This window comes from Colwellia sp. BRX9-1 (genome assembly GCF_014077195.1).
In the GTDB taxonomy this organism is placed as follows: Bacteria; Pseudomonadota; Gammaproteobacteria; order Enterobacterales; family Alteromonadaceae; genus Colwellia_A.
Window position 1 is genome coordinate 63,459 of the sequence record NZ_JACGVM010000007.1, and the last position, 12,836, is coordinate 76,294.

Consider the following 12,836-nt stretch of genomic DNA (forward strand, 5'->3'; position numbering starts at 1 on the left):
AGTAAATTTAATGTTAATAAATATTGCCAAGGTATAAAAAAAGCGCCGTAAGCGCTTCTTTCAAATCTGTTTATGTAAACTGTGACTATTTATTTAACGCTTCACCTAAGTGAGGGCGGATATCTTTTAGAATAGTTTTTAATAAACGAGGACAAGCAGCAACAATATTACCTGAAACAGTATGGTTGTGATCGCCAACGAAATCAGTGACTAAACCACCGGCTTCAATAATTAATAATTCACCAGCAGCAGATTCCCAAGGTTTTAAACCAATTTGGAAATATCCATCAACACGTCCGGCAGCGACATAAGCTAAATCTAAAGCTGGAGAGCCCGAGCTGCGAAGATCTGATGATTTAGTAAATAATGTTTTAAACATTTCTAAGTAAGCGTTGCTGTGTTGCTTGTGCTTAAATGGGAAACCTGTGGCAACAATTGCACCAGAGAGTTCTTTATGTTGTTTTACGCGAATACGAAAGCCATTAAGTTGTGCGCCTTTACCACGACTAGCAGTAAAAAGTTCACCGCGAGAAGGATCAAAGATGATGGCTTGATCTAATTTGCCTTTGACTTTCAAAGCAATAGACACTGAAAAATGTGGAATGCCTTTAATAAAGTTCGTTGTACCGTTTATTGGATCAATAACCCACTGGAAGTCGTCATCTTTTCCTTTAATCACACCACATTCTTCACCAATAATTGTATGGTTAGGGTATGATTTTTTTAATGTTTCAATAATGGCTTCTTCAGCGCTTAGGTCAGCACTAGTGACAAAATCATTTGTCCCTTTTGCTTGAACTTCAACTTTATCTAACTGTTCGATGGCACGAACAATAACTTTACCTGCGTTACGCGCAGCGCGAATACCAATATTAAGCATAGGATGCATATAGAGACTACCTTTTACATATTTGTAAATAGAATTAAACAGTATAACAACTTTTATAAAGAACGAGGCTTGCCGCCGAGCGGATTTTCAAGCGCGAAAATTATAGCAAAGTTATCAGTAATTAGCGACATTGTTTTTTATATAAAATATCAAAGAAAAAATTTCATAGATGTTTAATAACTAACACATAATTTTTCGCACTAACCATTTTCAATAAATTTGATGATTTTTTCTCAGCACAAGGTTAATGTTCTATGATAATATTATTGTTAATTTTAGCCATCTAGATAGTTAATACCAGTAGGTATAATTTATTTTATAAATTAACTATAAATTGAGTAATTTAAGATAATGTCAGAGCAATCATCACTTTTAAGTAATGTTCGGATTGTATTAGTTAATACTTCCGATTGTCGTAATATTGGTTCAGCCGCACGCGCTATGAAAACAATGGGGTTAAGTGAACTTATATTAGTTGATCCTATTGAAATGCCAAATGGTCAAGCACAAGCTTTAGCAGCAGGGGCTACTGATGTATTAAAAAATGCCAAGGTAGTTGCTACTTTAGCGGAAGCTATTAGTGATTGTGGTTTAGTTGTTGGCACCAGCGCACGTTCTCGTACTTTACCTTGGCCAATGTTGGAGCCAAGAGGCTGTGGAGAAAAACTTGTCGAAGAAGCCTATAACTTTCCAGTTGCTTTAGTTTTTGGTCGTGAAAGCAGTGGTTTAACTAACGACGAATTACAACTTTGTCATTTTCATGTGCAGATCCCAGCCAATCCTGATTACAGTTCATTGAACTTAGCGATGGCGGTTCAAACCTTAAGTTATGAAGTGCGGACCAGTTTTTTAATTGATCAACAAAAAGCATTTCAAACAAAAGGCGAAAATTTAAGTAAAAATTTACCCAAAAAGACGCTTGATGAAGACGAGTATCCGATCATGGACGAAACTGAGCGCTTTTATCAACATTTTGAAGATGCTTTAAAAGAAACCGGCTTTATAACACCGAGTCATCCAGGCCTAGTGATGACTAAGTTACGCCGCTTATTTAATCGTGCCCGTCCCGATGTTAAAGAAGTCAAAATGATGCGTGGAATCTTAGCTTCAGTGCAAAGAGCCGCTAAAGCTAATGATAAAGAAGCAAACAAAGAATAATAAAAGTAAGCAATCGTACCCGTTTCGATGCAAAGTGCCTTCTAAATTCTGCATTTTGACCGATAACGGGTATATATTGGTACTTGCCTTAACCAATATATAGAAGGATAGAAATATGTTCAGCCGTATCAGAGAAGATATTAAAAGTGTCTTTGATAGAGATCCCGCCGCTCGAAATACGCTAGAAGTTCTCACCAATTATCCTGGTATGCATGCCATTTGGATCCATCGCTTGAGCCATAAGTTGTGGAAAAATAACTGGTATTTACTTGCGCGTAGCTTATCAACATTTTCACGTTGGTTAACCGGTGTTGAAATTCATCCAGGAGCAACACTTGGACGTCGCTTTTTTATTGACCATGGCATGGGGATTGTTATTGGTGAAACCGCTGAGATTGGCAACGATGTTACCTTGTATCACGGTGTTACTCTAGGAGGTACAAGCTGGAATGCCGGTAAACGTCATCCAACATTAGAAGACAACGTGGTTATCGGTGCAGGAGCTCAGGTCCTTGGCCCCATTACTATCGGTAAAGGCGGTAAAGTTGGCTCAAACTCTGTGGTGGTGAAAGATGTGCCTGCTAATGCAACAGCTGTTGGTATTCCGGCACGTATTGTTAATGAAAAAAGCCAGTCAGAAAAAGAACAACGTGACCAAGTGGCTAAAAAGTTTGGGTTCGACGCCTATGCGGTATCTGCGGATAATCCTGATCCTGTCGCTAAAGCTATTGGGCGAGTCCTTGATCATATGCACTTAATGGATAAAAAAGTCGCTGACTTATGTAAAGAAGTCAATCATCTTGGTGGTGAAGTGTGTCAAGAGGATCTACCGGAACTTCGAGTTGGCGAATTTATTGACGATGAAATAGCGGCAGCTAAACGTCGAGAAAAACGTGTGGAGTCATTTGATCCCGAAATTTAATAGAAAATAATTGATGAGTTACCCTTAGTTTGATCCCTATCAAACTAAGGTATTGGCCATTAATTGCTTATTTTTACAACAGGTGTAGAATACTTGAGTAAAACAGTCGGGTATTTAGTTGACTATTTTATAAGGTTATGTAGAATTGCTAACGATTCGATAGGGGCACACAATGAAACTGACTTCAAAAGGGCGTTACGCCGTAACTGCTATGTTAGATGTAGCAATACATGCAGTAACTGGACCCGTACCTTTAGCCGATATTTCAGAGCGACAGGGGATCTCGTTGTCATATTTAGAACAACTATTCTCTCGGTTAAGAAAATATGGCTTGGTAAATAGTATTAGAGGTCCTGGCGGAGGTTATCGCTTAGGGATGTGTTCTGCAAAAATTTCGATTGCTGATGTTATCAATGCTGTTGATGAATCTATTAAAGCGACGAGATGTGACGGTAAAGGTAATTGCCAAAACGGTGACGAATGCTTAACCCATACGTTGTGGGAAGGTTTAAGTGACCGAATCGAAGATTTTTTAAAAAACATAACGTTGGCCGAACTTGTCGAGCAACGCAATGTGAAATTAGTGTCTAGACGACAAGACAAAGCGCATGCGCGAGCAAACAAAGTTATGCCGTCATTAGAAACATTAATTAAAACCAAGAATATTATGCACGACATGCACTAAATGCGTGTTGTCAAACTGGAGAACGTTAGCGAATGAAGCTTCCTATTTATTTTGATTACTCAGCTACAACACCTGTAGACAAACGTGTTGCAGAAAAAATGATGCAGTATATGACTACTGACGGTTTTTACGGTAACCCTGCATCTCGTTCACACAAATTTGGCTGGCAAGCTGAAGAAGCGGTTGATATTGCACGAAATCAAGTCGCAGAGCTTCTTAATGCCGATCCTCGTGAGATTGTTTTTACCTCAGGAGCTACCGAGTCAAATAACTTAGCCATTAAAGGCGCTGCCAACTTTTATCGTAAAAAAGGTAAGCATGTTATCACCTGTAAAACAGAACATAAGGCTGTTTTAGATACTTGTCGCGAACTAGAGCGTCAAGGCTTTGAGGTGACTTATTTAGATCCTGAGAGCAATGGCTTGATTGACCTTGATAAATTAGCAGCTGCTATGCGTGATGACACTGTATTAGTGAGCATTATGCATGTTAATAATGAAATTGGTGTTATTCAAGACGTTGCTGCAATCGGCGAAATGTGTCGCGCACGTAAAATTGTTTTCCATGTTGATGGTGCACAAAGTGTTGGCAAAATTGAAGTAGACATGGAAAAGTTGAAAATTGATTTAATGTCAATTTCAGCACACAAATTCTATGGTCCAAAAGGTATGGGCGCTATGTATGTGCGTCGTAAGCCTCGTATTCGTCTTGAAGCTCAAATGCATGGCGGCGGACACGAACGCGGTATGCGTAGTGGAACATTACCAACGCATCAAATCGTTGGTTTAGGTGAAGCTTGTCGCATTGCCAAAGAAGAAATTACTCAAGACATCGCTCACGTAACTGAAATGCGCGATCGTTTATGGGCTGGCTTGAACACAATGGAACAAGTTTTTGTTAACGGAGATTTTGATAATCGCTATCCGGGTAACTTAAACGTAAGTTTTAATTTTGTTGAAGGTGAGTCTTTGATTATGGCGCTTAAAGATTTAGCGGTTTCTTCTGGCTCTGCATGTACTTCAGCTAGTTTAGAGCCTTCGTATGTTCTACGTGCTTTAGGTTTAAATGACGAAATGGCACATAGTTCAATTCGTTTTAGCTTTGGCCGTTTTACCACGACTGAAGAAGTAGACTACGCGATTACACTTATTCAAAAATCAATTGGGCATTTACGTGATATGTCACCACTTTGGGAAATGTTCCAAGACGGTATTGATCTAGACTCAATTGAATGGGCTGCTCACTAAGCATCCCCACTAAAAATTTTACTGATGAGCGGGCATTTTGTTTCGTTCATCGTTATTAGGAGAGAAATCATGGCTTATTCAGAAAAAGTAATTGATCACTATGAAAACCCACGTAATGTTGGCTCAATGGATAAAAATGATCCACAAGTAGCAACAGGAATGGTTGGCGCACCGGCATGTGGTGACGTAATGAAGTTACAACTAAAAATCAACGCTGACGGTATTATTGAAGACGCTAAGTTTAAAACTTATGGTTGTGGTTCTGCGATTGCCTCAAGTTCATTAGTGACTGAATGGGTAAAAGGTAAGTCAATTGACGAAGCAGGGAAAATTAAAAATACTGCTATTGCCGAAGAGCTTGCTTTACCGCCTGTAAAAATTCATTGCTCTATTTTAGCTGAAGATGCTATTAAAGCAGCGATTGAAGATTACCGCAGTAAAACTGCTTAAACATCGGAGTTATTTATGAGTGTTACAATGACGAAAGACGCAGCAGACCGTGTTCAGTCATTTATTACCAATCGAGGCAAAGGTCTCGGTTTACGTCTTGGTATTAAAACAACGGGATGTTCTGGTTTAGCTTATGTGATGGAATTTGTTGATGAGTTAAATGAAGATGATACGTTGTTTTCAATCTCTGATGTGAATATCATTATCGATGGAAAAAGTTTAGTTTACCTTGATGGTATTGAAGTTGATTTTGTTAAGGAAGGTCTAAACGAAGGTTTTAAATTCACAAACCCGAATGCCAAAGGCGAGTGTGGTTGTGGTGAAAGCTTTAACGTTTAATACCAAGTCTCTAAGCCTTTTAAATATTGCTGAGTAGCAAGTAACTTAGTCGCAGTGGTATATATTTTGTGAACGACTTAATGTTAAGTCGTTCGCTGGAGTTTTTGTGAATTATTTTCAGATTTTCGGTTTTACAGAGCAATATGAACTCGATGTTCATAAATTAGCTGATATTTACCAAACACTACAAAAAAAAGTACATCCAGACAAGTTCGCTCATGCTTCTAGTCAAGAGCAATTAGTCGCGGTTAAAAGATCAACCTTAATTAATGATGCCTATCAAACACTAAAACACCCCTTGAAACGTGCACAATATCTATTAACATTGCGAGAAAGTGATCAGCCAAATGAACAAGCTTCATTTAGTGATAACAGTTTTTTAATGCGCCAAATGGAATTACATGAAATGCTTGACGATGTTAAGCATGCTGACGACCATGAAGCTGCCATTCTAAATTATGCTGCAGTATTAAATACCGGCTTTGAAGAACTCGCTTTAGAGATGCATACCTTGCTTGATGAAAACTCCATCCAGTCAAACTTATTGGCAGGTGATAAATTACGAAAGTTAAAGTTTTATCAAAAGTTACGCGTCGATCTCGATAAATTAGAAGATCAACTTTTCAATGACGACTGATCGTTAGTTCATATGAATTTTAGTTTAATAAAATAACAGCAAATCGATGTTTTTTTATTTACAATGAAATATCATACCGCCCGTTAATCGTAATCGAATATAAAAGAGTCTAAAAATGGCGTTATTACAAATAGCTGAACCTGGCCAAAGCACGGTTCCTCATGAACATCGCCTCGCCGCAGGTATTGATTTAGGTACAACTAACTCTCTTATCGCCAGCGTTAAAAGTGGTTTATCTGAAACCTTAGTTGATGGCAAAGGTCGAGATATATTACCCTCAGTGGTGAGTTACCAAGCGAATGAAGTATTAGTAGGCCATGCCGCTAAAGCACATTCGGTGAGTGATCCAGAAAATACTATTGTTTCAGCTAAGCGCCTTATTGGTCGTTCATTAGCTGATATCCGTAAAAAATACCCTTCACTGCCATATTCTTTTTCAGGTGATGAAAGTCATCCAAGCATCACTACATGTACTGGTGAAGTAAACCCAGTGCAAGTATCGGCAGAGATATTAAAAAGTTTAAAACAACGTGCAGAACATGCATTAGGTGGTGAGTTGACCGGTGTTGTTATCACCGTGCCTGCTTACTTTGATGATGCCCAGCGTCACAGCACCAAAGATGCGGCAAAACTTGCTGATCTAAAAGTTTTACGTTTACTTAATGAGCCTACAGCCGCTGCGGTCGCTTATGGTTTAGACAGTGGCAAAGAAGGTATTATTGCTGTTTATGATTTAGGCGGTGGTACCTTTGATATTTCAGTATTACGTCTCAATAAAGGTGTCTTTGAAGTATTAGCGACCGGTGGTGATTCAGCGCTAGGTGGTGATGACTTTGACAATCTTCTTGTTGACCACATTATCGAACAGACGGGTTTGCAACGACCATTGTCAGCAACCATAGAGCGTCAATTGTTACAGCAAGCCTGTTACGTGAAAGAACAACTGACAGAAAATGAAGTTATTAGTTTCTCATTAACGCTAGAAAATGGTGATGAAAAACATGGCGAAGTTAATCGTGTGATGTTTGAGTCTTTAATCAATACTCTAGTAACTAAAACATTACGTTCTTGTCGACGCGCATTAAAAGATGCCGATATTAGCGTTGATGAAGTCATTGAAGTGGTGATGGTTGGTGGTTCAACGCGTGTTCCTATGGTTCGCCAACAGGTTGAAAAATATTTTAATCGCTTACCGTTAACGTCTATTGATCCCGATAAAGTGGTTGCCATTGGCGCTGCGATTCAAGCCGATATTTTGGCGGGTAATAAGCCCGACAGCGATATTTTGTTACTTGATGTTATTCCTCTATCACTCGGCCTAGAAACGATGGGCGGATTGGTTGAAAAAGTTATTCCTAGAAATACGACAATTCCCGTTGCTAAAGCACAAGAGTTTACGACCTTTAAAGATGGGCAAACGGCAATGGCTGTTCACGTGTTGCAAGGTGAGCGTGAGCTTGTTGAAGATTGTCGTTCGTTAGCTCGATTTGAATTGCGTGGTATTCCAGCGATGACTGCCGGTGCTGCTCACATTCGTGTTACGTTTAAAGTTGACGCTGACGGTTTATTAGAAGTGTCAGCCATGGAAAAGTCAACAGGTATTGAAACAGGTATCACGGTGAAGCCTTCATTTGGTTTAGAAGAGCAAGAAATTACTCAAATGCTCAGAGATTCAATGAGCAATGCTCAGCAAGATATACAAGCGCGTATGTTGAAAGAACAACAAGTTGAAGCCTCACGAGTTATTGAATCAGTACAATCGGCACTGATTAATGACAGCGCATTACTAAATCATGACGAAATCACCACAATAAATAACGCAATAACCGCTTTAGCGAAGATTGCCCAAAGCACGGTTGCCGATGATATTGAAGCAGCTATTGAAATATTAAATGAAAGTACCGCTATTTTTGCTGAACGTCGTATGGATTCTTCGATAAAAACAGCACTAGCAGGACATTCAGTAGACGAAGTTTAAAAACTTTTAGGAGCTAAGAAAATGGCGAAAATTATATTCCTTCCTAACGAAGACTTATGCCCAGATGGTGCAGTGGTTGAGGCAGAAAAGGGCGAAAGTGTACTTAACGTTGCACTGCGTAATGATATTGGCGTTGAGCATGCTTGTGAAAAAGTATGTGCTTGTACCACTTGTCATATGATCATACGTGAAGGTTTTGATTCAATTGCAGAAAGTGATGAACTTGAAGATGACATGCTAGATAGAGCTTGGGGATTAGAGCCTGAATCTCGTTTAGGCTGTCAAGCGCTGGTTGGCGATGAAGACTTAGTTGTTGAAATCCCAAAATATACGGTCAATATGGTTTCAGAAAACCACTAGTCATTTTTTGTCAATTTGATAGATAGGGCAGTAACATGTTAATGTTACTGCCCTTTTTTGTTGTAGCACCGCTAGAACTATTTTTTTAGAGGAGGGCTTTAGTCAACCTTTCCGTACGGCTAAATCAACTGTATTACTTAGATAAATAGACAGGACATTAAAAATTTGCTCTACTCACCATGAATATTTATGTGTTGTAATCGCTTAATAATAGTGAATATATTTTAAAAATAACTTTAGGCATAATGAATTTGTCCGAACTATCTAAATCAGAAACGATAAAAAGCTTAACCATCACTAATCAGTTTGCGACTGATATATTGTTATTAAATACCCCAAGTGAAATTTGGCAATATTTAGCTCAAAATATTGTCGAAAAATTAGGTTTTGAAGATGCCGTTATTTACACCTTAGATTCAGGGGGGATGACGCTAAGTCGAATGTCGGGCTTTGACAAAAAAAAATCCTTCAATGATGGTGAAATCACGACTAGTTCCATAAGGGATACTTCGTCTAATTCTATCATCATACCTTTTAATGAAGGTGTTATAGGGAAAGTTGCTGCGACCAAACAACCGATATTGGTAAAAGACACTCGTGAGTTTGAAAGCTATATTGTTGAGGATGAAACGACCTTATCTGAGTTAGCTGTTCCTATTTTATTTAAGCAGCAATTATTAGGTGTTATTGATTCTGAACATGCCAGTGTTAATTTTTACACTGAGTTTCATCTGAAAACACTCACTGCGTTAGCAACAATTACCGCAATGAAAATTTCTCAAATTATTAAAGTCGATGGCCTAGAAGAGGTAATAGAAAATTTAGAGTATGCTAATAAAATTCAAGATGCACTGTTTGAAATAGCAGAAATTATCTTTAAAACTAAAAATATTGATGAGTTTTATCAATATTTGCACCAGTGTATTGGCAGACTGACCTTGGCGAAAAATTTTTTTGTTGCGCTATTGAAAGATGATGGGCAAACAATAGATTTTCCTTATGCTATTGATGAGTTTGATGATAGAGCAACGTTTACTAGTATTAACATCGATCCTAATTTTTTAAGTATTACCGGTTATGCGTTAGCTAAAGACCAGCCTTCTTTATTATATGAAGCAGATATCCAAAAGATGCTTGATGAAAAATCCATTTATATTCGTGGTAACATCCCCAAAGCTTGGTTAGGAGTGCCTTTTGGTAGTGGGATTAATAAAGGCATAGTTGTCGTACAAAGTTATAGTACTGAATTCTTATTTCAAGAAAAAGACAAACAATTGTTAATGTTTGTGGCTAAGCATATCAATAATGCCATCGAAAGAATGGAAGCTAAACAAAAGTTACAATTTTTAGCCTTACATGATCCTTTAACCAATTTACCGAACCGTTCGCTATTCAAAGATAGAACCCAACATGCATTTTTACATTGCCAGAATAATCGCCAAGACAATATAGCGATATTATTTATTGATGTAGACAGGTTTAAGCAAATTAATGATACCTATGGTCATCACGTTGGCGACAAATTACTGATTGGTATCGCGCAAGCAATAATGACTAGGTTGAGAAATACGGATACGTTAGCTCGCTTAGGTGGCGATGAATTTGCCATACTACTTGATGGAAAAATTGATTATGAGACTATCTGTCGTATAACTGAAAGTATCCTTGTCGCTACGGCTTCTGCCTTCAATATCGACGGTTTGAATATCTTTAGCAGTGTTAGTATCGGTATAGCGACTTATAACAATTCGAGTGAAAGCGCAGAACAATTATTGATTGATGCCGATCATGCTATGTATCAAGCTAAGTTGAAAGGGCGTAATCAGTATGTTTTCTTCGAAGCGCTCGAAGAACAAAATAAATCAACCAATGTCAAAGTTGAGTATGATTTTGATAATGCGGTTAAAAATTCAGAGTTTATTGGTAATTACCAACCCTTGATTGATTTTGACAGTGGCAAGGTTATTGGTGCTGAAATACTCGTACGTTGGCAGCATCCTAAATTAGGGCTTTTGTATCCCGATTTTTTTATTCCAATTTTAGAAAAATCAGGTCAGATAGTACAGCTTGATCTTTATATGCTCAAGCTTGCGGTCAGTAAATTAAATCTATGGGCTGATTGGTTACCAAAACAATTTAAGTTGAGTGTTAACGTTTCAACATCAGGTTTTTCATCTAAAGAGTTTATTGGCTATTTACAAGACCAGCACCTAAAATCTGCAGATATTACTGATCGATTATGTGTAGAAATCACTGAAGAAAGCCTCATTCTAAACGTTGACGCGGTCAAAAACCATTTAGACATTTTGAAAAGTATTAATATCCCAGTCGCCTTAGATGATTTTGGAACCGGCTTTTCATCGCTAAGTTATTTACACCAATTTTCTTTAGACTTTTTAAAAATAGATAAAAGCTTTGTTGATGACTTAAATGCAGTCAATAGTAAGGTCTTGATACTGGAAGCTGTGGTTAATTTAGCTAAATCGTTAAAGATTAAAACTACCGCAGAGGGCATTGAAACTGCGGAACAATATCAAAAGCTTAAAGAAATTGGTTGCGATTTAGGGCAAGGATATCATATTGCTAAGCCATTACTTGAGAGCGACTTTAAACGCTTCTTCTTAAACAGAGTAAGCTAAGGTTTATGTGCTAATCATCATCCACTAGTTAAACGATGTTAAGCCATAAAAGAAAGTTTGTTGTTAAATTAAAATACCCTAATTTTAAACCTCTTTGCAATTATAAATAATTTATAAAAAGATTAAACTGCCGAGTTCTTTCAATAGATACCGTTAAATAGGAAATAATATGAGTGATTTACCCTCGGCGGCTGATAAAGCAGCGGCTAAAGAAAAAAAACATATTGAACGCCAAAAGAAAATTAAAGCCAACGTTGATCAACGAATTGCTCAAGCAACAGAAGAACGCGGTGTTTTTGTAGTAATAACGGGTAATGGCAAAGGTAAAAGTACCTCTGGTTTTGGTACGGTATTGCGTGCTATTGGTCACGGCCAAAAAGCTGGCGTGGTGCAGTTTATTAAAGGCACTCAATGGGAATGTGGCGAGATGAATATTCTTAAGCAATTTGCTGTTAAGCACCATGTTATGGGAACCGGCTTTACCTGGGAAACACAAAGTACCGAAACTGATGTAGCAGCAGCAAAAGTCGCTTGGCAAAAAAGTAAAGAAATGTTGAGTGATGAAACGCTTGATATTGTTTTACTTGATGAAATGACCTACATGGTGACTTATGGCTATATTGAACTAGACGAAGTTATAGAGGCATTGAATAATAGACCTAAAATGCAGCATGTACTTATAACCGGACGCGCTTGCCATCGCCGTTTAATCGAGTTGGCTGATACCGTATCTGAAGTTCAACCAATTAAGCACGCTTTTAAAGCTGGCGTTAAAGCACAAAAAGGACTTGACTGGTAAAGTAGGTAATCTACTAAAAGCACGGGTCTTGTTATATTATCGACTCAATTAGAAGCTATATGGAAACAATGAATCACGCTTTAGCGACTTAATCTGTTCACGAAACCCCTGTAGTATTATTAACAGTAAACTAAATAGTAATATGCTAATGAACATCGAAATTAACATCAAAAACACCACAAAGCACTATGGCTGGGTCAGTATCTTTTTACACTGGTTCGTTGCGTTAACCGTTATTGGACTCTTTGCTTTAGGCTACTGGATGGTTGATCTCGATTATTACAATCCTTGGAATAAACAAGGGCCTGATCTTCATAAAAGTATTGGTATACTTTTGTTCTTTGTAATGATTTTTCGTTTGATTTGGCGCAGCGCTCAGATAAAACCCAAAGCGCTTAAAACACATAGCGATACAGAAAAAAAACTTGGACATTTTATGCATTTATTTTTGTATACAGCACTGTTTATTTTAATGATCTGTGGTTATTTAATTTCTACGGCTGATGGACGTGCAATCGAAGTTTTTCAGTTGATATCAATAATGAGTTTTGGTGAGCTGTTTACTAATCAAGAAGATCTTGCCGGTGCGGTGCATAAATATCTTGCTTACCTATTGATGTGTTCTGTTGTTTTACATGCATTAGCAGCGCTAAAGCATCATTTTATCGATAAAGATAACACCTTAACAAGAATGCTTGGTTATCAGCGTTTAAACAATAAATAGACTTTATTC

General features: G+C 37.8%; 13 protein-coding genes. 12 read left to right on the top strand and 1 reads right to left on the bottom strand.

Annotated features, from left to right (window positions below; translation table 11 throughout):
• Positions 1–85: 85 nt before the first annotated feature.
• Positions 86–889 (bottom strand): inositol-1-monophosphatase, encoded by an 804-nt coding sequence (suhB, locus tag H4J76_RS08765; protein WP_070376083.1) that lies wholly within the window; start codon positions 887–889, stop codon positions 86–88.
• 351 nt (positions 890–1,240) lie between these two features.
• Between suhB and trmJ the strand changes: the two genes are divergently transcribed.
• The 12 genes from trmJ (at position 1,241) to H4J76_RS08825 (ending at position 12,827) form a co-directional block, all read left to right on the top strand.
• Positions 1,241–2,047, top strand: coding sequence for a tRNA (cytosine(32)/uridine(32)-2'-O)-methyltransferase TrmJ (gene trmJ / locus H4J76_RS08770; protein ID WP_182215033.1), 807 nt, complete (start codon positions 1,241–1,243; stop codon positions 2,045–2,047).
• A gap of 115 nt (positions 2,048–2,162) precedes the next feature.
• Entirely contained in the window at positions 2,163–2,969 is an 807-nt protein-coding gene (gene cysE, locus H4J76_RS08775) for a serine O-acetyltransferase (RefSeq protein WP_182215031.1), read from the top strand.
• A gap of 172 nt (positions 2,970–3,141) precedes the next feature.
• On the top strand, positions 3,142–3,654 hold the full coding sequence (iscR, locus tag H4J76_RS08780; protein WP_070376086.1) for a Fe-S cluster assembly transcriptional regulator IscR: 513 nt from the start codon (positions 3,142–3,144) through the stop codon (positions 3,652–3,654).
• 32 nt (positions 3,655–3,686) lie between these two features.
• Positions 3,687–4,901: an IscS subfamily cysteine desulfurase gene (locus tag H4J76_RS08785; protein ID WP_070376087.1), complete on the top strand. Its 1,215-nt coding sequence runs from the start codon at positions 3,687–3,689 to the stop codon at positions 4,899–4,901.
• A gap of 69 nt (positions 4,902–4,970) precedes the next feature.
• The gene (gene iscU / locus H4J76_RS08790; RefSeq protein WP_070376088.1) at positions 4,971–5,351 is read left to right on the top strand and encodes a Fe-S cluster assembly scaffold IscU; all 381 of its coding nucleotides are present in this window, start codon (positions 4,971–4,973) and stop codon (positions 5,349–5,351) included.
• A 15-nt stretch (positions 5,352–5,366) separates the two neighbouring features.
• Entirely contained in the window at positions 5,367–5,690 is a 324-nt protein-coding gene (iscA, locus tag H4J76_RS08795; protein WP_070376089.1) for an iron-sulfur cluster assembly protein IscA, read from the top strand.
• Between the two features lie 106 nt (positions 5,691–5,796).
• Positions 5,797–6,327, top strand: a complete 531-nt coding sequence (gene hscB / locus H4J76_RS08800; protein WP_182215029.1) for a co-chaperone HscB — start codon at positions 5,797–5,799, stop codon at positions 6,325–6,327.
• 115 nt (positions 6,328–6,442) lie between these two features.
• Positions 6,443–8,305, top strand: a complete 1,863-nt coding sequence (gene hscA / locus H4J76_RS08805; RefSeq protein WP_182230455.1) for a Fe-S protein assembly chaperone HscA — start codon at positions 6,443–6,445, stop codon at positions 8,303–8,305.
• A gap of 21 nt (positions 8,306–8,326) precedes the next feature.
• Positions 8,327–8,665, top strand: coding sequence for an ISC system 2Fe-2S type ferredoxin (fdx, locus tag H4J76_RS08810; RefSeq protein WP_070376092.1), 339 nt, complete (start codon positions 8,327–8,329; stop codon positions 8,663–8,665).
• A gap of 251 nt (positions 8,666–8,916) precedes the next feature.
• Positions 8,917–11,304, top strand: coding sequence for an EAL domain-containing protein (locus H4J76_RS08815; protein WP_182230456.1), 2,388 nt, complete (start codon positions 8,917–8,919; stop codon positions 11,302–11,304).
• A gap of 169 nt (positions 11,305–11,473) precedes the next feature.
• Entirely contained in the window at positions 11,474–12,103 is a 630-nt protein-coding gene (gene cobO, locus H4J76_RS08820; protein WP_070376094.1) for a cob(I)yrinic acid a,c-diamide adenosyltransferase, read from the top strand.
• A 160-nt stretch (positions 12,104–12,263) separates the two neighbouring features.
• Complete coding sequence (locus H4J76_RS08825) at positions 12,264–12,827, top strand: cytochrome b (protein WP_182222114.1); 564 nt, start codon at positions 12,264–12,266, stop codon at positions 12,825–12,827.
• Positions 12,828–12,836 lie beyond the last annotated feature (9 nt).

Coding starts and splice junctions, on each gene's coding strand:
- suhB (WP_070376083.1), bottom strand. CDS start 889: ATGCATCCTATGCTTAATATTGGTATTCGCGCTGCGCGTAACGCAGGT.
- trmJ (WP_182215033.1), top strand. CDS start 1,241: ATGTCAGAGCAATCATCACTTTTAAGTAATGTTCGGATTGTATTAGTT.
- cysE (WP_182215031.1), top strand. CDS start 2,163: ATGTTCAGCCGTATCAGAGAAGATATTAAAAGTGTCTTTGATAGAGAT.
- iscR (WP_070376086.1), top strand. CDS start 3,142: ATGAAACTGACTTCAAAAGGGCGTTACGCCGTAACTGCTATGTTAGAT.
- H4J76_RS08785 (WP_070376087.1), top strand. CDS start 3,687: ATGAAGCTTCCTATTTATTTTGATTACTCAGCTACAACACCTGTAGAC.
- iscU (WP_070376088.1), top strand. CDS start 4,971: ATGGCTTATTCAGAAAAAGTAATTGATCACTATGAAAACCCACGTAAT.
- iscA (WP_070376089.1), top strand. CDS start 5,367: ATGAGTGTTACAATGACGAAAGACGCAGCAGACCGTGTTCAGTCATTT.
- hscA (WP_182230455.1), top strand. CDS start 6,443: ATGGCGTTATTACAAATAGCTGAACCTGGCCAAAGCACGGTTCCTCAT.
- fdx (WP_070376092.1), top strand. CDS start 8,327: ATGGCGAAAATTATATTCCTTCCTAACGAAGACTTATGCCCAGATGGT.
- cobO (WP_070376094.1), top strand. CDS start 11,474: ATGAGTGATTTACCCTCGGCGGCTGATAAAGCAGCGGCTAAAGAAAAA.